Origin of the sequence: Curtobacterium sp. MCBA15_012, from assembly GCF_001864935.2 — a bacterium.
Taxonomy (GTDB): Bacteria; Actinomycetota; Actinomycetes; order Actinomycetales; family Microbacteriaceae; genus Curtobacterium.
Genome location: NZ_CP126267.1, coordinates 950,387 through 974,008 on the forward strand (window position 1 = coordinate 950,387; position 23,622 = coordinate 974,008).

The window sequence follows — 23,622 nt, forward strand, 5'->3', positions numbered from 1 at the left end:
AGTTCGCCGCACCGGCCCCGAACGACGATGATGGGTCCGTGACCGACACCAGCGTGCCCCAGCAGCAGACCGCCGCGTTCCCGACGCTCGCGGACATCGAGGCCGCCCGACGCACCATCGCCGGGGTCGCCCGGGTGACACCGATGGAGACCTCGGAGTTCCTCGCGGGACTGCTCGGGTCCCCGGTGCACCTGAAGTGCGAGAACCTGCAGCGGACCGGGGCGTACAAGCTCCGCGGTGCGTACAACCGGCTCGCGGCGCTCAGCCCCGAGGAGCGTGCCGCGGGCGTGGTGGCCGCGAGCGCCGGCAACCACGCCCAGGGCGTCGCCCTCGCGGCTCGCGAGCTCGGCATCCCCGCAACGATCTTCACCCCGGTCGGCGTCGCCCTGCCGAAGCTCCAGGCCACCCGCCACTACGGTGCCGAGGTCGTCCTGCGCGGCCACTCCGTCGAGGAAGCCCTGAGCGCCGCCAAGGAGTTCTCGAACCGCACCGGCGCGGTCTTCATCCCGCCGTTCGACCACCCCGCGGTGATCGCAGGGCAGGGCACCCTCGGGCTCGAGATCCTCGACCAGGTGCCGGACGTCGACACGGTCGTCGTGCCGATCGGTGGCGGCGGGGTCATCTCCGGGATCGCGCTCGCGGTCAAGGGCACCGCCGAGCGCCTCGGTCGCGAGATCCGGGTGATCGGGGTCCAGGCCGAGAACGCCGCGGCCTACCCGTCCTCGATCAGCGCGGGTGAGCCGGTCACCGTGACCACCCGACCGACCATCGCCGACGGCATCGCGGTGGCCCGACCGGGTGACATGAACTTCCCGATCATCCGCGACCACGTCGACGAGATCGTCACCGTCTCCGACGACGACACCGCACGGGCGCTCCTGGTCCTGCTCGAACGGGCGAAGCTCGTCGTCGAGGCCGCCGGTGCGGTCGGCGTCGCCGCGATCATGTCGGGCGCGGTCCGCGACACCGGGCGCACCGTGGTGCTCCTCAGTGGCGGCAACATCGACCCGCTGATGATGGAGCGCGTGATCACGCGCGGACTCGTCGCCGCGTCGCGCTACATCGGCATCCGGATCATGCTGCCGGACCGTCCGGGCCAGCTCGCCCGCGTCGCCCAGGTCATCTCCGACGCGGGGGCGAACGTGGTCGAGGTCCTGCACACCCGGCACGGCCAGGGGCTCGTCATCAACGAGGTCGCCCTCGACCTGTCGATCGAGGCCCGCGGTCCCGAGCACGCGCAGGAGGTCATGCAGCGCCTGCACGAGGTCGGGTTCCAGCCGGAGCTGCTCGAGCACTGACGCGTGCCGCCCGGGGAGCACTGACGCGTGCCGCCCGAGCAACACTGACCCGTGCCGCCCGAGATCGACGCGCCCCGCCGGAGGAGCACTGACGCGTGCCGCCCGAGACCGACGCGCCCCGCCCACCAACGACGACGCGCCCCGCCCACGAACGACGACGCGCCCCGCCGGAGCGGAGCGCGTCGTCAGGTGCTGCGGCGGAGCCTACGGCTCGTAGCGCTCGACCTTCGTCACCTCGACGGCGATCTCCTTGCCGTTCGGCGCCGTGTACGTCGTCGTGTCACCGGCGCGCAGGCCGACGATCGCGGCGCCGACCGGGCTGACCGGGCTGTACACCGTGAGGTCCGAGCCGTCGGCCACGATCTCGCGGTTGCCGACGAGGAAGGTCGACTCGTCGCCGGCGATCACCGCGGTGACGACGGTGCCCGGCTCGACGGTGCCGTCGAAGTCGGCCTCGCCCACGGTCGCGTGCTTGAGGAGTTCGGTGAGCTGGCGGATGCGCGCCTCGATCTTGCCCTGCTCGTCCTTGGCGGCGTGGTAGCCGCCGTTCTCCTTGAGGTCGCCCTCCTCGCGAGCCGCCTCGATGCGGTCCGCGATCTCCTTGCGGGCCGGGCCGGAGAGCTGCTCGAGCTCGGCCGTCAGACGGTCGTGCGCCTCCTGGGTCAGCCAGGTGACCTGGGGGTCGTTGCTCATGTGGGTTCCCTTCGACAGAGAACGAGACCGGCCGGTGTGGCCGGTCTCGCTCGCGAATCAGACGAGTCTAGGGAACCCAGCAGTCGTGGATCAAGCCGGTCACGCCGCGAGTCGCCGTGTTGACCTCGGTCGTGACGGTGCGGGTGCGCTGGTCCGACGGCGGCAGGGTGATGACCTTCCACCCGACGATCGCGTACCCCTTGTCGAGCACCTGCACGGCGCACTTCGCCTCGGTCCCGGGGTCGACCGAGACCTGCGAGTGCACGACGGTCTGGTGCTCGGAGACGACGGTGTACCCAACCTCGGTGTTGTCGAGGCCGTGCGAGCTCTGGTCGAGACCGGCCCAGATCACCCATGCGGCGAACACGACGACGATGGCGGCCGCCGCGACCACGCCGAACAGTCGGGAGCGCTTGCGGCGGTCCGGGGTGCGTCCGTACCGGTCGTCCAGTGCGGCGGTGCCGGTGGGACGCGCGGTCGTGGACGCGTCGGGTGCAAGCGGTTCGGACAGTTCGGGGCTCCTGGGGTGATTATCCTGATCCCAGGGTAGTTCACGCCCCGCTGTGTGCCGCCCGGGTCCCCGGACACCGTCGGTGTGCGTCACGTCCCGGTGGTGCCGCCCGTGCGACGCCGCCCGACACCCCACCACCGTCCCGCTCGCCACCCGTGAGGATCACCGTGCCGTACCGCCTGCTGGCCGTCCACGCCCACCCCGACGACGAGTCGAGCAAGGGGGCGGCGACCGCGGCCCGGTACGTCGCCGAGGGCCACCAGGTCCTCGTCGTGTCGTGCACCGGCGGCGAGGCCGGCGACGTCCTCAACGAGCAGCTCGGCGAGCCGGCGACCACGCGCGCGCACCGCGACATGGCGGGCTACCGGCGGACCGAGATGGCCGCCGCGCAGGCCGCGCTCGGCATCGACCACCTCTGGCTCGGCTACCACGACTCCGGGCTGCCCGACGCCGAGAAGGGTGAGACGGTGCGACCCGGGACCTTCTCGACCGTCCCGCTCGAGTACTCGACCGAGGCGCTCGTCCGCGTGGTCCGTCGATTCCGTCCGCACGTGCTCGTCACGTACGACGAGAACGGCGGGTACCCGCACCCCGACCACATCCGCACGCACGAGGTCTCCGTGGCCGCCTGGCGCGACGCCGCCGACCCGGCGAAGTACCCGGACGCGGGGGAGCCGTGGGAGGTCGCGAAGCTCTACTACGAGCGCACGATGAACCCCCGCCGCTTCCGCACGATCTTCGAGGCCCTGCAGGAACGCGAGCCCGACAGCCCGGCGCTCGGTGAACTCCGCGAGTGGGTGGAGCGGTTCGCCGACCGGCCCGACCTCGCGACGACCCACGTCGACGTGCACGAGTACTTCGACGCCCGTGACGCCGCCCTGCGCGCGCACGCGAGCCAGGTGCCGCCGGACAGCGCGTTCTTCTACTGGCCGAACGACCTCCTCGCGACCGTCTGGCCGACCGAGGACTACCAGCTCGTCGAGGCCCGCGTGCCCACCGAGTTGCCCGAGTCCGACCTCTTCGCCGGGATCCCGGCAGACCAGGAGCACGCCGCGTGAGCACCATCCTGACGGCCCTCGCCGCCGCCGCACCGAGCCCGAGCCCGTCGGTCGTCCCCGACGTCGACGTCACCCCCGGGGTCGTCGGCTTCATCGCGATCGCGGTGGTCGCCGTCGTGACGATCTTCCTCGTCGTCGACATGACGCGACGCATCCGTCGCACCCGCTACCGCGCCGAGGTGCGCGAGCGGCTCGAGGCCGGCGACACCGGTGCCGTGACGGACGAGCCGGAGCGGCGTGCGGCCGAGGACGGCCGGGCCGACGTCGGCGACGACACCGAACGCGGCTAGTCGCGACCCGGTGACGGACGGGAGGCGCGTGGCGGGCCCGCCACGCGCCTCCCGTCCGTCACGTGGTCCCGAGCGGTCGTGACCGGTGGCGCCCCGGGGACGGCCCGGTCCGTGAGGACCGTCGGAACGGTGGTCCGGGTCAGCGCACCGGGTGCAGCGCCACGATGAGCACGCCGACCCACTGGGCGGCGAACGCGACCACGGTCAGCGCGTGGAAGACCTCGTGGAACCCGAACACGGTCGGCGCCGGGTCGGGACGCTTGAAGCCGTACACGAGCGCACCGACGACGTACGCGAGGCCGCCGGACAGCACGAGCACGGTCATCGGGACGCTCGCGGCGAAGAACTGCGGCAGGAGCCCGAGCGCCGCGCACCCGAGGACCAGGTAGATCGGCACGTAGAGCCAGCGCGGGGCACCGATCCACAGGACCCGGAACGCGATGCCGAGCGCGGCCCCCGTCCACATCACCCAGAGCACGACCACCATGAGCTGGTGGGGCAGGGCGCAGATCGCGATCGGCGTGTAGGTGCCCGCGATGAGCAGCAGGATGTTCGTGTGGTCGATCCGCTTGAGGACGGCCTTCACCCGCGGTCCCCAGGGGAACCGGTGGTAGGTCGCGGAGACGCCGAACATCAGCAGGGACGTCGCCATGAACACGGCGCTGCCGGCCTTCGCCGCCGCGCTGTCGGCCAGGGTGACGAGCACGACGCCCATCGCGACCGCGACGGGGAACGTGCCGAGGTGGATCCACCCACGCCAGGCCGGCCGGGGTGCCTCCTGCGCGGCGGAGGCCTCCTCGGTGAACGGGACGTGGGGGAGGGTCGCGGTCTCGTCCTGCATGGGACGACACAGTAGGGGCGCTGGCCGAACGGCAGCCGAGCATCGCACGGACGGCGCGACGGTGCACTACAGTCGTGCCGTGGCGGGCAAGGTGCAGTGGGCAGGCAGCGGGATCCTCTACCGCGCCTACCAGCGACGCATCCGCCGCCAGATCGACGGCCAGGCGATGCCGAAGCACGTGGGCATGATCGTCGACGGCAACCGGCGCTGGGCGAAGCAGCTCGGGCTGGAGTCCGCGGCCCACGGCCACCGGGCCGGCGCCGCGAAGATCCCCGAGTTCCTCGACTGGTGCGACGACGTCGACGTGCAGGTCGTGACGCTCTACCTGCTGTCCGCCGACAACCTGACCGGGCGCGGTGGCGCGGAGCTCGAGGAGCTCGTCGGCATCATCGCCGACCTCGCGGGCACGCTCGCCGAGCACCGCGACTGGCGGGTGCAGCACGTCGGTGCGAACGAGGGCCTGCCGGAGAACCTCGTCGCCGCACTCGAGTCCGCCGAGGAACGCACGAAGGACCACACCGGGCTGCACGTCAACCTCGCGGTCGGCTACGGCGGACGGCGGGAGATCGCCGACGCCATGCGGAGCATCGTCCGGGCCCACGGCGAGGGCGGCGGCACGCTCGACACCCTGGCCGAGGTCCTCACCCCCGAGCTCATCGGCGACCACCTCTACACGCAGGGGCAGCCCGACCCCGACCTGGTGATCCGGACCTCGGGCGAGCAGCGGCTCTCCGACTTCATGCTGTGGCAGAGCGCGCACAGCGAGTTCTACTTCGTCGAGGCGTTCTACCCCGACCTGCGGCAGGTCGACTTCCTCCGCGCGGTCCGCGACTTCGGTCGGCGGTCGCGGCGCTTCGGCGGCTGACGAGCGGTTGCCGGGCGGTGCTCGGGCGTCCGGCGGGCGGTTGCCCGGGCGGTGCTCGGGCGGCCGGCGGGCGGTTGCCCGGGCGGTGCTCGGGCTGCCGGCGGGCACCCGCCCCGGCGCGACCGATGTGCGCCTGGTGGCCTGCGTTCGGTCGGACCGGTCCATCCCAGTAGACTCACAGGGTTTTCGTCCCACGGAAGGTTGCCCCTGTGAACACCACCGAGTACGCGGCCGGCTTCGCCGAGGAGCCCGGCTACCTCGACCACGCCGCGTTCGGTCCCGTGCAGACAGCCGTCCTCGAGGAACAGCGCGTGCTCGGCACCATCCAGGAGCACATGCGCTTCGGGGCCATGGAGACGCTCGACGAGCAGGACGCCCGTGTCCGCACCGTCGCCGGACGGCTCGTCGGCCGCCGCGAGGACCAGGTCGTGTCGCAGACCGCGACCACCCCGGGCCTGCTGCACGCCGCGTTCGGCATGACCGGCGGCGTGCTCGTGGCCGCGGACGAGTACCCGTCGCTGCCCCTCGCCCTCGCGAGCGCCGCGTCGGCCACGGGCGGCCGCGTGCAGCCCGTCGTCGTCGAGGCCGGCGCCGGCTGGATGACACCCGAGCTGATCGCCTCGCGCCTGACCGACGACGTCACCGCCGTGGCCGTCTCGCTCGTCGACTGGCAGACCGGGTACCTGGCCGACCTCGCCGGCATCCGCGAGGTCATCGGCGACCGCCTGCTCGTCGTCGACGCCATCCAGGGCTTCGGCGTCGTGGACGCGCCCTACGAGGCCGCCGACGTCGTCGCGACCGGTGGACAGAAGTGGCTGCACGCCGGGTGGGGCACCGGGTTCGTGTCCTTCAGCGACCGCGCCCTGAACCGGCTGCGTCCGGCGCTGTCCGGCCCGCACGGCACCACCGGGTGGCCGACCGAGGTGCCCGCGGTGAAGCCGGGCGCTGCCGGCTACCAGATGACCCGCGTCGACCCGGTGGCGCAGGCGCGCCTCGCGGTGTCACTCGAGCGGCTCGTCGCCGTCGGGGTCGCCGAGGTGGAGCGGGTCGTCGCCGACCGTGTCGAGCGTGTCTTCGACATCGCCGACGAGTTCGGCCTGGTCATCGAGTCGAGCCGCGACCCGCGCGAGCGTGCCGGGATCGTCACGCTCCGCCCGCCGCAGGGCCGGCTCACCGCGCTGTCCGCCGCGTTCCACAACCACGGCGTGACCGCGACGACGCGGCTCGGGGTCGCCCGGGTGTCGGTGTTCGCGTCCACCACGGACGAGACGCTCGACATGTTCCGGGACGCCTGCCTGTCCTACGCCACGATGCAGTAGCACCCCGCACCGTCCCGTTCACGCGACCGTAACCTGGGGCGCAGCGTGTCGCGGGTCGGACGCCACGGGCCGGACGTACGGTCGCCACATCGGGCACAGCGCCCGGTCGAGGCGGCCACGGTCGGTGCTTCGAGACCCGCTCCACGGCCGCGTCGAGGACATGGACCGGGCTGCTCGCGGCCCGGGGATGGAGTGGTCGTGACCTCTCAGAACGTCTCGCGCGGAACCCAGCAGCACCCCACCGCGGACTCGTCCACCTCGGTCGCCCAACGCACGTACGTGCTCGACACATCGGTGCTCCTCAGCGATCCGCGGGCCTTGTTCCGCTTCGCCGAGCACGCCGTGGTCCTGCCCGTCGTGGTCGTCAGCGAACTGGAGGCCAAGCGGAACGACCCGGAGATCGGGTACTTCGCGCGACAGGCCCTCCGGCTGCTCGACGAGATGCGCATCGAGCACGAACGCCTCGACTTCCCGATCGCCCTGGCCGACGGCGGGTCGTTCCGGGTCGAGCTGAACCACTCGAACCAGTCGGTGCTGCCCTCGGGACTCCAGCTCGGCGACAACGACTCCCGGATCCTCGCCGTCGCGTCGAACCTGGCGAACGACGGGCTCGACGTGGTCGTCGTGTCGAAGGACCTGCCGCTGCGGGTCAAGGCGTCGTCGATCGGCATGGCCGCCGAGGAGTACCGCGCCGAGCTCGCGGTCGACTCGGGCTACACCGGCATCACCGACCTGCAGGTCTCCGGCGAGCAGATGAGCGACCTGTACGAGCGCGAGGAGATCGCCTCGGCGCAGCTCGCGGACGTGCCCGTGAACACGGGTGTCGTCATCCACTCCGAGCGCGGCTCCGCCCTCGGCCGCGTGCACACCGCCGGGTCGGTGGCGCTCGTGCGCGGCGACCGCGAGGTCTTCGGCCTCCGCGGTCGGTCGGCCGAGCAGCGGCTCGCCATCGACGCGCTGCTCGACCCGGAGATCGGCATCGTGTCGCTCGGCGGCTCGGCCGGGACCGGGAAGTCGGCGCTCGCGCTGTGCGCCGGGCTCGAGGCCGTCCTCGAGCGGCAGCAGCACAAGAAGATCATGGTGTTCCGCCCGCTGTACGCGGTGGGCGGCCAGGAACTCGGGTTCCTGCCCGGTGACGCCGGCGAGAAGATGAACCCGTGGGCACAGGCCGTGTACGACACGCTCGGTGCGCTGGTGTCGGAGAACGTGCTCGAGGAGGTCGTCGAGCGCGGGATGCTCGAGGTGCTGCCCCTGACGCACATCCGCGGTCGGTCCCTGCACGACGCGTTCGTGATCGTCGACGAGGCGCAGTCGCTCGAGCGGAACGTCCTGCTCACGATGCTGTCGCGCATCGGGCAGAACTCCCGCGTCGTGCTCACCCACGACGTCGCCCAGCGCGACAACCTGCGGGTGGGCCGGCACGACGGCGTCGCCTCGGTGATCGAGCGGCTGAAGGGACACCCGCTGTTCGCCCACGTCACGCTGACGCGGTCGGAGCGCTCGGCGATCGCGGCGCTCGTGACCGAGCTGCTCGACTCGCCCGACCTGGGGTAGCGCGCGGCCGGCCCTGGCCGGGTCCGGCCCCGGCCGGCCCGCCCCGCGAAAGCGACAGATCGCGGGACCGCGCGCCCGTCCTGTCCGCGGAAGCGACAGATCGCCGCTGATGGTTCAGCGCGATCTGTCGCTTTCGCGATCCAGGGCACGGGGAAGGGGCCGTGGACGAGCCGGCGCGCGGTGGGCGCGACCGGACGACGGACGGGAGGCGCGGTGCCCGCTGGCACCGCGCCTCCCGTCCGTCAGGGGGTCACGCTGGTCAGGCGGGGCGCGTCATGCTGAGCACGTCGAGGGCGCGGTCGAGCTGTTCCTCGGTGACCTCGCCGCGTTCGACGTGCCCCAGGGCGACGACGGCCTCGCGGACGGTGACGCCCTCGGCGACGGCGTACTTCGCGACCTTGGCGGCGGCCTCGTAGCCGATGGCGCGGTTCAGCGGCGTCACGATCGAGGGCGAGGACTCGGCGAAGGCGCGCGCCCGCTCGAGGTTCGCCTGCAGGCCGTCGATCGTCTTGTCCGCGAGCACCCGCGAGCTGTTCGCGAGCAGGCGGATCGACTCGAGGAGCGCGGTGCCCATCACCGGGATCGCGACGTTGAGCTCGAACGAGCCGGAGGCCCCGGCCCACGCGATCGTCGCGTCGTTGCCGACCACCCGGGCCGCGACCATGAGGGTCGCCTCGGGGATCACCGGGTTGACCTTGCCGGGCATGATCGACGAGCCCGGCTGCAGGTCCGGGATGTGCAGCTCGCCCAGGCCGGTGTTCGGGCCGGAGCCCATCCAGCGCAGGTCGTTGTTGATCTTCGTCAGGCTGACCGCGATCACCCGGAGGGCGCCGGACGCCTCGACGAGGGCGTCGCGCGCGCCCTGCGCCTCGAAGTGGTCCACCGCCTCGGTGATCGGCAGGCCGGTGTCCTCGGCGAGCTGCGCGATGACCTGCTGCGGGAAGCCCTTCGGCGTGTTGATGCCGGTGCCGACCGCGGTGCCACCGAGCGGGACCTCGGCGACGCGGGGCAGCGTGGCCTGCACGCGCTCGATGCCGAGCCGGACCTGGCGGGCGTAGCCGCCGAACTCCTGCCCGAGCGTGACGGGCGTGGCGTCCATCAGGTGCGTGCGGCCGGACTTCACGGCGTCGGCCCAGAGCGTGGCCTTGGCCTCGAGGGACTCCGCGAGGTGCTCGAGCGCGGGCACGAGGGTGCGGATGAGCGCCTCGGTCACGGCGACGTGCACCGAGGTCGGGAAGACGTCGTTCGACGACTGCGAGGCGTTGACGTGGTCGTTCGGGTGCACGTCCGTCCCGGCGATCCGGGTGGCGAGCGTCGCGAGGACCTCGTTCATGTTCATGTTCGACGAGGTGCCGCTGCCGGTCTGGTAGACGTCGACCGGGAACTGGTCGTGGTGGTCCCCGCCGATGACCGCGTCGGCGGCCTGGGCGACGGCCTCGGCGATCGGGGCGTCGAGGATGCCGAGCTGCCCGTTCACGATCGCCGCGGCACGCTTGATCCGGGCGAGGGCGACGATCTGCGCCGGCTCGAGCCCGGCGCCCGAGATCGGGAAGTTCTCGACGGCGCGCTGCGTCTGTGCGCGGTACAGGGCGTCCACGGGGACCCGGACCTCGCCCATCGTGTCGTGCTCGATGCGGTACCCGTCGCTTGCGGGGGAGCCGGTGGTGTCGGTCGCAGTGGTGTCGGTCACGTCGTCGTGGTCCTTCCTGGGGTGCGCTGCCGGGGCGGGTTGCCCTGGCGGTGGGTCGCCCCGGAGGTCGTCCGGGACGCTCGTCGCGGCGGGGACCGGCCTGGCGGGCCGGTCGGCCTCGTGTCAGGCCTGGCCCACCACGGTGTCGAAGGAGACCTCGCCCGTGGTGAGGTCGTAGGTCGCCCCGACGACCGCCAACCTACCGTCTGCGATCGCGTCGGAGACGACGCCGGACCGCTCGATCACCTGGCGGAGCGTGGCCTCGAGGTGGGCGGCGCCGACGACCTCCTGCGGCACGTCGGGGTCGGTGGCCCGGACGCGCTCGACGCTGGGGGCGATGGCGTCCACCAGTGCCTGCAGGTGCGGGGCCTGCACGGGCTCACCGGACCGGGCGGCGGCGACCGCACCGCAGCGGGTGTGGCGCAGCACGACGACGAGCGGGGTGCCGAGCGCGACGACCGCGAACTCGATCGAGCCGAGGACGACGTCGTCGACGATCTGACCGGCGTTGCGGATCGCGAAGACGTCCCCGATGCCGGCGTCGAACACGTGCTCGAACGGCACGCGCGAGTCGGAGCAGCCGAGGACGGTCGCGAACGGTGCCTGCGAGCCGGTGAGCTCGGTGCGGCGGTCCGGGTCGATGCGGCCCGTGCGGCGCTTGTCGGCGGCGAAGCGGGAGTTGCCCTCGACGAGCAGGCGCAGGGCCTCGGACGGGGTGGAGGCGGCGCGGTCGGTCATCAGGTTCCTCGGGCGGTGCGGATCGGGTCGGGGTTCGTCACGGCCCGTGGCGCACGGGGACGGTGCGACCACGGAGCTGCGGTGCTGACGCTACCGGGAGAACTGCTCGGTGACCGCCTTCGCGACGGTCTCGAACGAGTCGTCGTCGGCGGTGCCGCTCAGCACGATCGTGTTGCGGTCGATGGTGGTGACGAGCGAGTACGCGTGGTTCCCGGCGTCCTTGCCCTCGTCGCGGCGGTCGTACACGGTCCACTTCGTGCCCGCGATGGTGCGGACACCCGTGGCCGGCTTCTGGTCGAGCTGGTTCGACACCCACGAGGCGTTCGCGTCGATGCCCTGCTGCAGTCCGATGTACTGGCGGTCCGGGGTCACGAGGCCGACGGTCCAGACCCGCACCTGGTCGGAGGAGCCGTCCTGGAAGTCGGCGCGGTTCGACGAGAAGCCCTTCGGCAGGTCGGGAGCCGCGAGCTCGACCCCGGGGACCTTCGCCTGCGACGCGATCTGCTGGTAGTCGACGGAGCGGTCGACGGTCTGGTCGGGTCGGACCACGACGAGGACCAGGAAGAGCACGATGCCGAGCGACGCGATGAGCGCGAGGACGAGGTTGAACGCCGTCTGGTGCTCGCGGCGGGAGCGGCGGGCGGCGTCCTTGCGCGCCCAGGTCTCCTCGGGGGTCTCGGGGCGGCCGAGCTCGGCGACGATCGGGCGGCCGTCGGGGTCGGTCACCGGGCACCCCCGTCGGCGTCCTGGTCAGTGCCGGCGGCACGGGCGGCGTCGAGCCGGGCACGTGCGCCGACGAGCCACTCCTCGCAGCGGGCGGAGAGGGCCTCGCCGCGCTCCCAGAGGGCCAGCGACCGCTCGAGCGTCGCGGAGCCCTGCTCGAGTTCGCCGACGACGCGCACGAGTTCGTCGCGCGCCGCTTCGTAGCTCAGTGACTGCACGTCGGACGGCGTGGGTTCCTGCTGGGTCGACACCCCTCGATCCTACCGAGCACCCTCCGACGTGCCGTACCGCGCGGTACCCCCTGTGGAGGACGGACGGCGGGCCCCGGCCCCGGTCCCGATCGGGGCCCTGCGCCGTCCGGCCTCGTCGAGCCCCGGTCCGGGTCGGGCACGTCAGGCCCCGGCGCCGTCCGGCCCCGGCCCGTCGGGCTCGAGCGTGCCCGTCGCGGTCCCGGCACCGAGCGTGACGTGCACGGGCGTCGCACCCCGCAGGTCCTCCGAGCCGCGGACGACCCCGCCGTCCGCGGTCTGCACGATGGCGTACCCGCGGCGCAGGGTGTCCCGCGGCGACAGCGCGCGCAGCCGGCCGGTCAGGTGGCCGACCTCGGCGTGCGAGCGCTCCAGCCGACGGTCGAGCAGCTCCCGGGCCCGGGACAGGTCGCGGGCGATCTCCTCGGCCCTGGTGTCGACGAGCCACGCGGTCGACGCGAGCGCCGGACGGGACCGCAGCGAGGCGATCCGGTCGGCCTCGACGGAGAGCACGTGCGACAGCCGCAGGCCGAGCCGGGCGCGGGCCTGGCGGACGTTGGCCAGTTCCTCGGCGACGTCGGGGACGACCCGCTTGGCGGCGTCGGTCGGCGTCGAGGCCCGCAGGTCGGCGACCTCGTCGAGGATCGGCCGGTCGGCCTCGTGGCCGATCGCCGAGACGATCGGGGTGCTCGCCGCGGCGGCGGCCCGCACGAGCCCTTCGTCGCTGAAGCCGAGCAGGTTCTGGAAGTCGCCGCCGCCGCGCGCGACGATGATGACGTCGACCGTCGGGTCGGCGTCGAGCTCGACGATCGCCGCCGTGACCTCGCCGACCGCGCGCTCGCCCTGCACCGCGGTGTGCACCGTGCGGAACTCGACCTGCGGCCACCGGAGCTGCGCGTTCCGCTTGACGTCCTTCTCGGCGTCGGAGTCCTTGCCGGTGATGAGCCCGATGCGGTGCGGCAGGAACGGCAGACGCTTCTTGCGGGCGGGGTCGAACAGCCCCTCGGCCGCCAGCGTGCGACGCAGGCGTTCGAGCCGTTCGAGCAGGTCACCGAGCCCGACGTGCTTCATCTCGACGACCTGCATGGTCAGCGAGCCGCCCTTGACCCAGTAGTTCGGCTTGACCGCGGCGACGACCCGGGCCCCCTGCTTCAGGTCCGCCGGCACCCGGGAGCGCACGCTCGACCAGATGGAGAAGGACACCGTGGCGTCGACCTCGACGTCCTTGAGCTTGCCGTAGACGTTGCCGCCGGCGACGTTCCACTGGGTGATCTCGCCCTCGACCCAGGCGACCCCGAGCCGGTCGATCCAGTCGCGCAGCTTCGCCCCGAGCAGTGCGACGGGCCACGGGTCGTCCGCCGTCGGGGGTCCCTGTTCGATCGCCATGCCCCCAATGCTGCCGCATCCCGGCGACACCGGGCGGCGGGGCCCTCGCCGCGGTCGGGCGACACCGGGCGGCGGGCGGTCCACGGCACCCAGGCCGCGCCCCTGCCCGCCACCTATCATCGAGGGCGTGACGATCACCAACGGCCGCACGGTCCCGCTCGCCCCGCCGCGGGTGCACGCAGCGCGCGGTCGACTGCGGGACGAACCCGTCGCCGGCACCAAGAAGGTGCTGCTCGCCGCTCCCCGCGGCTACTGCGCCGGCGTCGACCGTGCGGTGGTGGCCGTCGAGAAGGCCCTCGAGCAGTACGGCGAGCCCGTCTACGTCCGCAAGCAGATCGTCCACAACGTGCACGTCGTGTCGACGCTCGAGCAGCGCGGAGCCGTCTTCGTCGACGACGTCACCGAGGTCCCGCGCGGCGCCCACGTCGTCTTCAGCGCGCACGGGGTCTCGCCCGCCGTCGTCGCCGGTGCCGCCGAGCGCGACCTGCACGCCATCGACGCCACGTGCCCCCTCGTCACGAAGGTCCACCGCGAGGCCACGCGCTTCGCGAAGGCCGAGCGCACGATCGTCCTGATCGGCCACGCCGGACACGAGGAGGTCGAGGGCACGATGGGCCACGCCCCCGAGCGGACGATCCTGGTCAACGGGCCGGAGGACGTCGCCACGCTCGAGGTGCCGGACCCCGACAACCTCGTCTGGCTGTCCCAGACCACCCTGAGCGTCGACGAGACGATGGAGACCGTCCGCCGGCTGCGGCAGCGGTTCCCCACGATCGAGGACCCGCCCTCGGACGACATCTGCTACGCGACGCAGAACCGCCAGGTCGCAGTGAAGAAGGTCGCGCCCGCCGCCGACCTCGTGATCGTGGTGGGGTCCGCGAACTCCTCGAACAGCGTCCGGCTCGTCGACGTCGCCCTCGAGTACGGCGCCGCGGCCGCGCACCGCGTCGACTACGCCGAGGAGATCCGTCAGGAGTGGCTCGACGGCGTCGCCACGGTCGGAGTCACGAGCGGCGCGTCGGTGCCCGAGGAGCTGGTCACCGAGGTGCTCGAGCAGCTCGCGGACGCCGGCTACGGCGCCGTCGAGGAGGTCGTCACCGCGCACGAGGACCTCATGTTCTCGCTCCCGAAGGAGCTCCGCACCGACGCGTCGGGCAACCCGACGCGCTCGCTCGGCGGGCGTCGCCGGTGAGCGGCGGGGAGTGGTCGGCGGCTCCGGAACGCGAGCCGGGTCACGTCGACGAGACGGCCCTCGGCCGGGAGGCACGCCCCGCCTCCGCCACGTCGGCCGCCGGTCGCGCGGACGGCCGGGTGCACGGCACGCCGGCACCCGGGTACGGCGAGTACGCGCCTGAGGGCTGGGTGAACCCGGTCCTCGTCGAGCAGGAGCGCCGCGACGAGCGCGAGCGTGCCGCGGCCGCAGGTGCGCAGACGACCGGGTCCTCCGCCTCGACCCGGCGGCCAGGAGCGGGGACCGCTGCTCGGCCCGAGGGACGCGCCGCTGCGACGGAGGGCGCACCGGGCGCGGGCAACCGCTACGGCGCGACGCCGCTCGACTTCGTCGTGACGGTCGGCCTGCTCGCGACGGGACTGTTCTCGACCGTGCAGGCGCTCGCCGTCTCGCAGGTGGCCTCCTCGGTCCGCGAGACCTTCGAGCGGCAGTACACGACCTTCTCGGACCCGGCGGCGCTCTCCACGGCGGCCGTCGTCGGCGCGATCGGCAACGTGGTCGTGTTCGCCCTGGTCGCGTGGTGGTCGGCGCGACGCCTGCGGGCCCGCCGGTGGACCTTCTGGGTGCCCTTGCTCGGCGGGGTCGTCGCGACCGCGATCAGCGTGGCGGCGTTCATCGCCGTGGTGCTGCGGGACCCCCGCTTCCTGCAGGCCGTGCTGCAGCACTCCGGCGGCTGACCCCGACCGGCTCGACGACGCCGAGCCGGCCCGGAACGCTACCCGGCGAGGAAGGCGGCGACCGCGCCGTGCAGCGCCGCGAGGTCGTCGACGTGCACGAGCTCGCGGACCGAGTGCATCGACAGCAGGCCGACGCCGATGTCGATCGTCGGGATGCCGAGCCGCGTCGCCGCGATCGGGCCGATGGTCGAGCCGCCCGGGATCGTGTTCACGTTGACGAACGGCTGCCACGGCACTCCGGCCGTGTCACACGCGGCGGCCCACACGGCCTCGCCCTTCGCCTCGGTCATGTAGCGCTGGTTCGCGCTGATCTTCAGGAGCGGACCACCGCCGGGCCGGGGTCGGTTCGTCGGGTCGTGCTTCTCGGACTGGTTCGGGTGCACGAGGTGCCCGGCGTCGCTCGACAGCAGCCACGAGGCACGGAACGCCCGCGCGGCCTCGGACCGGGTCGCGCCGAGCCCCTCCTGCACGCGACCGAGCACGTCCTCGAGGAACGGTCCGCCCGCGCCGGACGGCGTCGAGGACCCGATCTCCTCGTGGTCGAACGCGGCGAAGACCGGCACGTGGTCGCCGTCGGCCGGGGCCTCGACGATCCCGCGCAGACCGGCGTGCACGCTCGTCAGGTTGTCCATGCGCCCCGACGCGAGGAACTCGTGCCCGATCCCGATCCGCGCCGGCGCCTGGGTGTCCGCGAGGAACAGGTCCCACGACACCGCGGTCTCGCCGAGCCGGCCGCGCAGCCACCCGAGCACGTCGGTGCCGCCCGTGGTGCCGTCCGTGCCGACGACCGGCAGGACGTGCCGCTGCCGGTCGATCTCCTTGCCGTCGTTCACCCCGCGGTCGAGGTGGATCGCGAGGTTCGGGATCCGGGCGACGGCGTCGGTCGCCACGAGCCGCACCGAGCCGTCGGCGTCGACGACCCGGCCGGCGATGCGCAGGTCGCGGTCGAACCACGTCGACAGCAGTGCGCCGCCGTAGACCTCGACGTTGAGCTGCTCCCAGCCGCCGACCCGCACGGTCGGGTTCGGCTTGATCCGGAAGCCGGGGGAGTCGGTGTGCGCGCCGAGGATGCGGAACGGCGTCGTCGCGGTCCCGGACTCCGGCAGGCGCCAGGCGATCACCGCGCCGTCCCGGACGACGACGTAGGCGCCGGGCTCGGTGGGCCAGGCGTCGAGCTCGGACAGCTCGGTGAACCCCGCTGCGACGAGCTGGTCACGGGCGACCGCCGCCGCGTGGAACGCGGTGGGGGACTCGGTGACGTACTGGGCGAATGCGGAGGCGATGGCGTCGGAGGTCACCCGCCCATCGTGGCACGGGCCGTGGGGGTGACCGGACGCGGAACGGGGCGCGTCCGTCGGACGCGCCCCGTTCCTCCCGGCTGGTGTCCGGAGGATCAGCCCTTGGTGTGGCCGGCCGAGCCGAGGACCTTCGCGGCCTCGCCGACGCGCGCCGCCATGGCGGTCTCGGCGACCTTGCCCCAGGCGCGCGGGTCGTACTGCTTCTTGTTGCCGACCTCGCCGTCGACCTTGAGGACGCCCTCGTAGTTGCGGAACATCGAGTCGGCGATCGACCGCGTGAACGCGTACTGCGTGTCCGTGTCGATGTTCATCTTGATGACGCCGTTGCGCACGGCCTCGTGGATCTCGTCGTCGGTCGAGCCGGAACCGCCGTGGAAGACGAGGTCGAGCGGGTTCTCGCCGGTACCGTGCTTCTGCGCGACGGCAGCCTGGATCTCGCCGAGGAGCTCGGGACGGAGCTTGACGTTGCCGGGCTTGTACACGCCGTGCACGTTGCCGAAGGTGAGCGCGGCGATCCAGCGGCCCTGGTCGCCGAGGCCGAGCGCGTCGACGACCTTCTCGACGTCGTTCGGGGTCGTGTAGAGCGCGTCGTTCGTGCCCTCGTGCTGGACGCCGTCCTCCTCGCCGCCCACGACGCCGATCTCGACCTCGAGGATGGCGTTGATGTTGCGGGTCTTCTGGATCATCGTCCGGGCGATCTCGATGTTCTCGTCGAGCGGCACGGCCGAGCCGTCCCACATGTGCGACTGGAAGATCGGGTTGCGGCCCTGGCGGACCTCCTCCTCGCTCGCGGCGATGAGGGGGAGGACGAAGCCGTCGAGGGCGTCCTTCGGGCAGTGGTCGGTGTGCAGGGCGACCGTGATGTCGTAGTTCTTCGCGACCTCGTGGGCGAAGCGCGCCATCGCGAGGGCACCCGCCGCGCGGTTCTTCACGGTGTGGCCGGCGAAGTAGTCAGCACCACCGGTGGTGACCTGGATGATGCCGTCCGAGCCGGCCTCCTGCAGGCCCTGGAGGACCGCGTTGATCGTCTGTGAGGAGGACACGTTCACCGCGGGGTAGGCGAACTTGCCGGCCTTCGCTCGTTCGAGCATCTCGGCGTACTGATCAGGCGTTGCGATGGGCACTGCGATCTCCTTCGACGTGTGGTTCCCGTCCGAGCCTAGTCAGGCGGACTGGAGGCGCGGTGCCCGTTCCGCAGACCGCCTGCGGTGGTCGTGCACATGCGTTCACGACCGCCGCCTGCGCGGCCCCGGGTGGCCACCGGTCGGTAGGCTCTGGTCGTGACTCCCACGACTGAGACCGGCTCCCTGTTCCTCCAGCCCGACCGCAACCTGGCGCTCGAGCTCGTGCGTGCGACGGAGGCCGCTGCGATCCGTGCACAGCCGTGGGTGGGTCGGGGCGAGAAGAACCTCGCCGACGGCGCCGCGGTCGACGCGATGCGCAAGTTCCTCGGCACCGTCAACTTCGACGGCGTCGTCGTCATCGGTGAGGGCGAGAAGGACAACGCCCCGATGCTCTACAACGGCGAGCACGTCGGCAACGGCCACGGCCCGTCCTGCGACATCGCGGTGGACCCGATCGACGGCACCTCGCTGACCGCTGCCGGCCGCCAGAACGCCATCTCGGTGATGGCCGTCTCCGACCGCGGTTCGATGTACGACCCGTCGGCCGTGTTCTACATGGACAAGATCGCCGCGGGCCCCGAGGGTCGTGGTGTCCTCGACCTCGAGAAGCCGATCGGTGAGAACATCCGTGCGCTCGCCAAGGCGAAGCACAAGGACATCGAGGACATGCAGATCGCCGTCCTCGACCGTCCCCGTCACGACGAGCTCATCCGCGCGATCCGTGCGACCGGCGCGGGCACCCGGCTGCTGCTCGACGGCGACGTCGCCGGCGGCATCTCGGCGGCGCTGCCCGGCTCGAAGATCGACATGTGCGTCGGCGTCGGCGGCACGCCCGAGGGCATCATCACCGCGTGCGCGATCAAGGCGCTCGGCGGCGTGATCCTCGGCAAGCTCCAGCCGAAGGACGACGAGGAGCGCGAGCGTGCACTCGCCGCGGGCCACGACCTCGACAAGGTCCTCGACCAGGACGACCTGGTGACGGGCGACAACACGTTCTTCGTCGCGACCGGTGTCACCGACGGCGTCCTCGTCGACGGGGTCCGTCGCTCGCGTGGCGTCATCCACACGGACTCGCTCGTGCTGCGCTCCCGCTCGAACACGATCCGTCGCATCCAGGCGGACCACCGCGCCGAGAAGTGGTTCTGATCCGCTGAGGCGCGGCCGGCTGGCCGGCCGCCGGCGCGGCCTGCCGCCGGCCGCGGGCGGCCGCAAGGTCGCTCCGCGCTCCGCACAACGGAAAGCAGCTCGCACCACGTGATCACGTGGTGCGAGCTGCTTTCCGTTGTGCGCGAGCACGTCGCGCCGGGACGCGCCGAGCCCGCCTGCGGCAGCTCGCCGGCCGCGGCGGCCGGCGGACCGCGCGGCCTGCGGCGCGGCCCGCGGCGCAGCCGCGCGGCGCCCCGCACAAGCGGAAGCACCTCGCGCCGCGAAGTGACGTGGTGCGAGCTGCTTTCCGTTGTGCGCGAGCACGTCGCGCCGGGACCGTGCCGACCGGCGGCCACCCGCGGCGACCGGGCGGTCGCGCCCGCCGCACGCCCGGGCGGTCCGCCCGCGGCGGGCGTGCGGCGCAGCGCCCCGGGGTCAGTCCTCGTCGAGGGCGCCGACGAGCTCCGGCGCCGTGAGCAGCCGCGGCTCGTCCTCGACGGCGGCCGGGTCCGCGATCACCTTCGACTCGTCGAGCAGCGACAGTCGCCGGGCGCTCGGCAGCACCTGGCGCTCGAGCGACCCCACGAACCGGTTGTAGTCGACCACGCTGCCGCGGATCGAACGCCCGAGCTTGTCGACGTGCGCGGCCATCGTGGACAGCCGGCCGTGCAGCTCCCGCGACACGCGGAACAGCTCACGGGCCTCGGCGGTGACGACGTCCTGCTGCCACGAGAACGCGACGGTCTTCAGCACCGACCACAGTGTGACGGGCGACGCCAGCGCGATCCGCTTCCGGAACGCGTGGTCGAGCAGCCCCGGATCGGCGGACAGGGCGCTGGAGACGAGCGACTCCGAGGGGATGAAGGCGATCGTCAGCTCGGGGGAGGCGTCGTACCCCGACCAGTACTCGCGCGCGGCGAGGGCGTCGACGTGCGCCCGGAGCGCCTTGACGTGCTGGGCGACGAGTTGGTCTCGTCGCGCCCCCTCGGCCCCGCCCGCGGTCGCCGGGATCTCCGCCGCCTGCAGGTAGGCGCTGAACGGGACCTTGGCGTCGACGGCGATCGTCTTGCCGCCGGGCAGGTGCACGACCATGTCCGGACGGGCCGCGCCCGCGGTGGTGGTGACCGACGACTGCACGTCGAAGTCGACGCGTTCGAGCAGGCCGGCGGCCTCGACGACGTTGCGCAGCTGCGTCTCGCCCCAGACGCCGCGGGTGCTGTTCGACGACAGCGCGCTCGCGAGGGTGTCGGCGGTCGCGCGCAGGCGTTCCTCGGACTCTGCCGCCGACCGCAGCTGTGCGGACAGGGCGCCGTACTGCTCGCTCCGGGACTGCTCGAGCTCGGCGATCTTCGCGCGCATCACGTCGAGCGTCTGCGCCACCGGGCTGAGGGCCGAGAGCACCTTCGACTCGTCCTGCTTGCGGGCCGCGTCGGCGCCGTGCATGCGCTGCACGAGGTGCTCCAACTCGGCCGCCCGACGTTCGAGCGAGTCGACCTGCCGGCGGTACTGCGCGTCCTGCGCGTCGAGGCGTTCCTCGCTGTCGGACCGGACCGTGGCGAGCTGGGCGCGCAGCGCGTCCGCGGTGGCGTGCGCGGCGGCGGCGTCGACGCCGGCCCGCGAGCGGGCCAGCGCGAAGGCCACGACCGCTCCGACGGCGATGCCGAGGACGAGACCGATGACCAACGCGAGGATCTGCATGACGCGACCCTGGCAGAGCCCACCGACACCGCGCCTCCCGGCACGCGGGACGCGCCGACCCGTCGGTGACGGACCGGGGTGCGGTCCTGGGGACGCACCGTGTGCCGGACGGGAGGCGCGGAGCAGGCTGGCACCGCGCCTCCCGTCCGCCGCCCGGTCGTGAGCAGCGCGCATCCCGACCCCGCCACGCACCCACCCGCAGGAGACTCGTCATGCCGCTCGTCCGTATCGACCTCACCACCGGCCGCACCCCGGAGCAGGTCCGCGCCGTCGCCGACGCGATCCACGCCGCGATCGTCGACCAGTACGGCATCCCGCCCCGCGACCGGTTCCAGATCGTCACGGAGCACCCGGCGCAGCAGATCATCGCCGAGGACGCCGGCCTCGGCTTCGAGCGCACCGAGGGCGTCGTGATGGTGCAGGTCTTCACGCAGCGCGGCCGGAGCGCGGAGGCCAAGTCAGCCCTGTACGCCGCGGTGCACGAGCGACTCGTCGCGGTCGGCGTCGCCTCCGAGGACGTCTTCATCGGGTACGTCGAGAACGGTCCCGAGGACTGGTCCTTCGGGTTCGGGCGGGCGCAGTACCAGACCGGGGAACTGGCGGTGCCGTCGGCCTGAGTCGGACGCTGAAGGCATCGCGTTCGAGGGTCTTTCATACACGACATCCAGGATGTTGCAGGTCCTGTGGGGTGGCGGAGCGACGTGCTCCACCCACACGGGCAGGAAGGATCCTGATGCCGCGCATCACCAAGACCACCGCCGTCGTGGCGGTCGGCCTCGTCGCCGCCGGAGGCGCCCTCGTCCCGTCCGTCGCGTCGGCGGCTGACCACCCGACGGCGATCATCCAGTCCGTCGACGGCCAGAAGCCCTTCGACTACGTCGACCACAAGTACGTCTACGCCGCCGAGTCGGACCGCCCGTTCATCCTCGGGTGGGCGGCCGCCGCCACCACGATCCGGTTCGTCGAGGGCCAGAAGACGCTGTGCGAGGTCGCTGCACCGACCCAGCAGTCGGTCGGCTGCGCCCCGGCCGAGGCGCTCGGCCGCGGGCAGCACGACATCACCGCGGTCACGGTCCAGGACGGCACCGAGCAGCGCTGGGGCACGATCACGGTGCACGTCGCCGCAGCGAAGCCGACCGACCTGCGTGCCGAGGCCTCGGAGGGCAACGCGGTCGTGACCGGGACCACCGCCCCCGGCAACACGGTCCAGGCGCGGTCCGAGCTCGGCGCCGCGCTGCAGATCGGCACCGCGGACGCCGACGGGCACTTCTCCGTGGTGGTCCCGCGGACGAAGGCCGGCGAGCGTGTCCTCGTGCGCGCGGGCACGCCCTGGAACTGGAGCGGCTGGGCCACGGTGACCGTGACCGGGGATGCTGCCGCGCCGGAGCCGGTGGTGGCGCAGCCGTCGGACGGCAACGTCGACCCGGGCTTCACGCCGGGGCCGGGCGCCGCGCCGGAGCCGGTGGTGGCGCAGCCGTCGGACGGCAACGTCGACCCGGGCTTCACCCCGATCCCGGAGCCCGGCGCGGGTCAGGGTGAGGGCGAGCAGGCAGCTGACTCGCCCGTCCGCGTCACCGACGTGGCGGCGGACGGCTCCATCACGCTCACGGCGACGTCCCCGGAGACCCGCTTCCTCATCGGCGACGAGGAGGGCAACGGCTACGCGAACATCGTCGGCACGCCCGAGGGCAAGGCCACGACCCTGCGCAACATCCCGGCGTCGGTCCGGAAGCTCGTCGTGAAGTACATGTACTTCGACGAGCGCTTCACGATCACGATCCCCGGGCGCTGACCGTCACCCCGACGGACGCAGCGTCGAACGCAACGACGGTCGGGAGGCGCGGTGCCGGCTGGCACCGCGCCTCCCGTCCGTCGTCGACGCACGACAGCGGACCGCACCGCGCGGGTCGCGTGCCCCGCGCCGCCCGCGGATCAGTCCGCGAAGATCATCGGCCGGTTCGACAGCCTCGGCTGCCGCGCCGGCCGCGGCTGGCCCGCCGGCGTCGGCTGCTCCGCGCGCGGTCGGACCGGCGAGATGTGCACCCGGGTGGCCGCACCGAGCGCCTCGACCGTGTCGCACCGGTGCTGCCCCGCGGCGTGCACGACGATCGCCGCGCAGGCCTCGGCGTCGGCGGCGGCGTCGTGGTGCTGGAAGCCCTCGTACCCCGCGGCCCGTGCCGCCATCGGGAGCCGGTACGAGTCGAGCGTGTAGGTCTTGCGCGCGACCGCCAGCGAGCACAGCGAGTGGTGCTCGGACAGCTCGGTCCCGGTCGCCGAGCAGCCGCCCGCGATCACGCCCATGTCGAACCGGGCGTTGTGCGCGACCAGGACGTCGCCCTCGGCGAAGGCCACGATGTCGCGGTACTGCTCGGCCCAGCCCTTGGCGCCCACGACGTCCTCGGCGACGATGCCGTGGATGCGCGTGTTCCACTCGAGGAAGGCGTCGTGCCCGACCGGCGGCTGGATGAACCAGGACGCTCGGTCGACGACGCGACCCCCGCGCACCTTGACCAGCCCCACGGAGCAGGCGCTGGCGGGCGAGCTGTTGGCGGTCTCGAAGTCGATCGCGGTGAAGTTCAACGGCACGGCCCCGATCGTCGCACGGGGTCCCGACATCGTCCGCGCGCGACCTCGGCGTTGCGGCTGGGCGCCGGTAGCGTGCGGAGGTGACCACGCGCGCCGAACGCCCCCTCGTCCTCGTCCTGCCCGGAGCCGGGTACGGCCAGCAGGCGCCGCTCCTGTGGTGGACACGGTCGATCGCCGAGCAGCACGGTGCCGAGGTCGTCGCGCCGGCCTGGACGATCGACGCCGCGGCGAAGGTGGACCCGGTCGCGTTCGTCGAGGGTCAGGTGGAGCGCGCGCTCGACGGCCGCCGTCCCGACCTCGTCGTGGCTAAGTCGTTCGGCTCGTTCGCGCTGCCGTGGGCCGTCCGGCACACGGTCGACGGCGTGTGGCTCACGCCGGTGCTCACCGACCCGGCGGTGGCAGCGGCGCTCGCCGCGGCCGGAGCGGGCTCGATCGCCGTCGGCGGCTCCGCCGACGCGCTGTGGACGCCGCACGCGGTCGGGACGACGCGTGCTGAACTGCACACCGTCGAGGGAGCCGACCACGCGCTCGAGGTGACCGGCGACTGGCGACGTTCGCAGCGCCTCCAGGCCGACGTCCTGGGACTGGTGGAGCGGCGGACCGCAGCGCTGTCGCGCTGACGGCGTCGGACGGGAGGCACGGGTCGGC

At 72.9% G+C, this 23,622-nt stretch carries 24 protein-coding genes; 12 read left to right on the plus strand and 12 right to left on the minus strand.

Features of this window, described 5'->3' with window-relative positions; genetic code table 11:
* Positions 1–38 precede the first annotated feature (38 nt).
* Complete coding sequence (gene ilvA / locus QOL15_RS04375) at positions 39–1,298, plus strand: threonine ammonia-lyase (RefSeq protein ID WP_083393807.1); 1,260 nt, start codon at positions 39–41, stop codon at positions 1,296–1,298.
* A 204-nt stretch (positions 1,299–1,502) separates the two neighbouring features.
* Here the strand turns inward: ilvA and greA are convergent, their stop codons facing one another.
* Together greA and QOL15_RS04385 are read right to left on the minus strand one after the other, a co-directional pair.
* Positions 1,503–1,991 (minus strand): transcription elongation factor GreA, encoded by a 489-nt coding sequence (gene greA, locus QOL15_RS04380; RefSeq protein WP_071245514.1) that lies wholly within the window; start codon positions 1,989–1,991, stop codon positions 1,503–1,505.
* Between the two features lie 67 nt (positions 1,992–2,058).
* The gene (locus QOL15_RS04385; protein WP_305405429.1) at positions 2,059–2,595 is read right to left on the minus strand and encodes a DUF4307 domain-containing protein; all 537 of its coding nucleotides are present in this window, start codon (positions 2,593–2,595) and stop codon (positions 2,059–2,061) included.
* Between the two features lie 74 nt (positions 2,596–2,669).
* Between QOL15_RS04385 and mca the strand changes: the two genes are divergently transcribed.
* Positions 2,670–3,560: a mycothiol conjugate amidase Mca gene (mca, locus tag QOL15_RS04390; protein ID WP_139197268.1), complete on the plus strand. Its 891-nt coding sequence runs from the start codon at positions 2,670–2,672 to the stop codon at positions 3,558–3,560.
* A complete protein-coding gene (locus QOL15_RS04395) occupies positions 3,557–3,850 on the plus strand; it encodes a hypothetical protein (RefSeq protein WP_083230175.1) in 294 nt (97 codons plus the stop codon). The genes mca and QOL15_RS04395 overlap by 4 nt, the downstream gene beginning before the upstream one ends.
* A gap of 139 nt (positions 3,851–3,989) precedes the next feature.
* Here QOL15_RS04395 and QOL15_RS04400 read toward each other — a convergent pair whose 3' ends face one another.
* Positions 3,990–4,691 carry a hemolysin III family protein gene (locus QOL15_RS04400; RefSeq protein WP_065961817.1) on the minus strand — a complete coding sequence of 234 codons (702 nt, stop codon included), beginning with the start codon at positions 4,689–4,691 and terminating at the stop codon, positions 3,990–3,992.
* Positions 4,692–4,770: 79 nt separating this feature from the next.
* Between QOL15_RS04400 and QOL15_RS04405 the strand changes: the two genes are divergently transcribed.
* From QOL15_RS04405 to QOL15_RS04415, 3 genes are all read left to right on the plus strand, one after another.
* Positions 4,771–5,556 carry an isoprenyl transferase gene (locus QOL15_RS04405; RefSeq protein ID WP_065961821.1) on the plus strand — a complete coding sequence of 262 codons (786 nt, stop codon included), beginning with the start codon at positions 4,771–4,773 and terminating at the stop codon, positions 5,554–5,556.
* Positions 5,557–5,765: 209 nt separating this feature from the next.
* The gene (locus tag QOL15_RS04410; RefSeq protein ID WP_071245517.1) at positions 5,766–6,875 is read left to right on the plus strand and encodes an aminotransferase class V-fold PLP-dependent enzyme; all 1,110 of its coding nucleotides are present in this window, start codon (positions 5,766–5,768) and stop codon (positions 6,873–6,875) included.
* Positions 6,876–7,067: 192 nt separating this feature from the next.
* Complete coding sequence (locus QOL15_RS04415; protein WP_171898748.1) at positions 7,068–8,429, plus strand: PhoH family protein; 1,362 nt, start codon at positions 7,068–7,070, stop codon at positions 8,427–8,429.
* A gap of 259 nt (positions 8,430–8,688) precedes the next feature.
* Here the strand turns inward: QOL15_RS04415 and QOL15_RS04420 are convergent, their stop codons facing one another.
* The 5 genes from QOL15_RS04420 to xseA form a co-directional block, all read right to left on the minus strand.
* On the minus strand, positions 8,689–10,119 hold the full coding sequence (locus QOL15_RS04420) for an aspartate ammonia-lyase (RefSeq protein WP_083393810.1): 1,431 nt from the start codon (positions 10,117–10,119) through the stop codon (positions 8,689–8,691).
* Positions 10,120–10,242: 123 nt separating this feature from the next.
* Entirely contained in the window at positions 10,243–10,857 is a 615-nt protein-coding gene (locus QOL15_RS04425; protein WP_065964691.1) for a carbonic anhydrase, read from the minus strand.
* A gap of 90 nt (positions 10,858–10,947) precedes the next feature.
* A complete protein-coding gene (locus QOL15_RS04430; RefSeq protein WP_065964689.1) occupies positions 10,948–11,583 on the minus strand; it encodes a DUF4245 domain-containing protein in 636 nt (211 codons plus the stop codon).
* Positions 11,580–11,831 carry an exodeoxyribonuclease VII small subunit gene (locus QOL15_RS04435; RefSeq protein WP_071245522.1) on the minus strand — a complete coding sequence of 84 codons (252 nt, stop codon included), beginning with the start codon at positions 11,829–11,831 and terminating at the stop codon, positions 11,580–11,582. The genes QOL15_RS04430 and QOL15_RS04435 overlap by 4 nt, the downstream gene beginning before the upstream one ends.
* A 141-nt stretch (positions 11,832–11,972) precedes the next feature.
* Positions 11,973–13,214 (minus strand): exodeoxyribonuclease VII large subunit, encoded by a 1,242-nt coding sequence (gene xseA, locus QOL15_RS04440; RefSeq protein ID WP_071245525.1) that lies wholly within the window; start codon positions 13,212–13,214, stop codon positions 11,973–11,975.
* Between the two features lie 127 nt (positions 13,215–13,341).
* Here xseA and QOL15_RS04445 point away from each other — a divergent pair, with 127 nt between their 5' ends.
* Both QOL15_RS04445 and QOL15_RS04450 read left to right on the plus strand, forming a co-directional pair.
* Positions 13,342–14,406: a 4-hydroxy-3-methylbut-2-enyl diphosphate reductase gene (locus QOL15_RS04445; RefSeq protein WP_071245527.1), complete on the plus strand. Its 1,065-nt coding sequence runs from the start codon at positions 13,342–13,344 to the stop codon at positions 14,404–14,406.
* A complete protein-coding gene (locus tag QOL15_RS04450; RefSeq protein WP_071245530.1) occupies positions 14,403–15,122 on the plus strand; it encodes a DUF6264 family protein in 720 nt (239 codons plus the stop codon). Before QOL15_RS04445 ends, QOL15_RS04450 begins: the two co-directional genes overlap by 4 nt.
* Before the next feature lie 38 nt (positions 15,123–15,160).
* Here QOL15_RS04450 and QOL15_RS04455 read toward each other — a convergent pair whose 3' ends face one another.
* The gene (locus QOL15_RS04455) at positions 15,161–16,420 is read right to left on the minus strand and encodes a M18 family aminopeptidase (RefSeq protein WP_071245533.1); all 1,260 of its coding nucleotides are present in this window, start codon (positions 16,418–16,420) and stop codon (positions 15,161–15,163) included.
* A gap of 95 nt (positions 16,421–16,515) precedes the next feature.
* Positions 16,516–17,544 carry a class II fructose-bisphosphate aldolase gene (fbaA, locus tag QOL15_RS04460; protein ID WP_065964681.1) on the minus strand — a complete coding sequence of 343 codons (1,029 nt, stop codon included), beginning with the start codon at positions 17,542–17,544 and terminating at the stop codon, positions 16,516–16,518.
* Positions 17,545–17,700: 156 nt separating this feature from the next.
* On the opposite strand from fbaA, the gene glpX reads away from it, so the two are divergent.
* Complete coding sequence (gene glpX / locus QOL15_RS04465) at positions 17,701–18,690, plus strand: class II fructose-bisphosphatase (RefSeq protein ID WP_083230403.1); 990 nt, start codon at positions 17,701–17,703, stop codon at positions 18,688–18,690.
* 435 nt (positions 18,691–19,125) lie between these two features.
* Here glpX and QOL15_RS04470 read toward each other — a convergent pair whose 3' ends face one another.
* Positions 19,126–20,388 (minus strand): DNA recombination protein RmuC, encoded by a 1,263-nt coding sequence (locus QOL15_RS04470; protein ID WP_071248350.1) that lies wholly within the window; start codon positions 20,386–20,388, stop codon positions 19,126–19,128.
* A gap of 212 nt (positions 20,389–20,600) precedes the next feature.
* Between QOL15_RS04470 and QOL15_RS04475 the strand changes: the two genes are divergently transcribed.
* Positions 20,601–21,005 carry a tautomerase family protein gene (locus QOL15_RS04475; protein ID WP_071248353.1) on the plus strand — a complete coding sequence of 135 codons (405 nt, stop codon included), beginning with the start codon at positions 20,601–20,603 and terminating at the stop codon, positions 21,003–21,005.
* A gap of 116 nt (positions 21,006–21,121) precedes the next feature.
* Positions 21,122–22,180, plus strand: a complete 1,059-nt coding sequence (locus QOL15_RS04480; protein WP_305405438.1) for an Ig-like domain-containing protein — start codon at positions 21,122–21,124, stop codon at positions 22,178–22,180.
* 140 nt (positions 22,181–22,320) lie between these two features.
* Here QOL15_RS04480 and QOL15_RS04485 read toward each other — a convergent pair whose 3' ends face one another.
* Positions 22,321–22,974, minus strand: a complete 654-nt coding sequence (locus QOL15_RS04485) for an exonuclease domain-containing protein (protein ID WP_083394053.1) — start codon at positions 22,972–22,974, stop codon at positions 22,321–22,323.
* An 80-nt stretch (positions 22,975–23,054) separates the two neighbouring features.
* Here QOL15_RS04485 and QOL15_RS04490 point away from each other — a divergent pair, with 80 nt between their 5' ends.
* A complete protein-coding gene (locus QOL15_RS04490; RefSeq protein WP_071248358.1) occupies positions 23,055–23,594 on the plus strand; it encodes a hypothetical protein in 540 nt (179 codons plus the stop codon).
* Positions 23,595–23,622 lie beyond the last annotated feature (28 nt).

Bases quoted from the DNA above. Each gene is read 5' to 3' on its own strand.
- QOL15_RS04470 (WP_071248350.1), bottom strand. From the start codon at position 20,388: ATGCAGATCCTCGCGTTGGTCATCGGTCTCGTCCTCGGCATCGCCGTC.
- QOL15_RS04425 (WP_065964691.1), bottom strand. From the start codon at position 10,857: ATGACCGACCGCGCCGCCTCCACCCCGTCCGAGGCCCTGCGCCTGCTC.
- QOL15_RS04475 (WP_071248353.1), top strand. From the start codon at position 20,601: ATGCCGCTCGTCCGTATCGACCTCACCACCGGCCGCACCCCGGAGCAG.
- xseA (WP_071245525.1), bottom strand. From the start codon at position 13,214: ATGGCGATCGAACAGGGACCCCCGACGGCGGACGACCCGTGGCCCGTC.
- QOL15_RS04400 (WP_065961817.1), bottom strand. From the start codon at position 4,691: ATGCAGGACGAGACCGCGACCCTCCCCCACGTCCCGTTCACCGAGGAG.
- greA (WP_071245514.1), bottom strand. From the start codon at position 1,991: ATGAGCAACGACCCCCAGGTCACCTGGCTGACCCAGGAGGCGCACGAC.
- QOL15_RS04480 (WP_305405438.1), top strand. From the start codon at position 21,122: ATGCCGCGCATCACCAAGACCACCGCCGTCGTGGCGGTCGGCCTCGTC.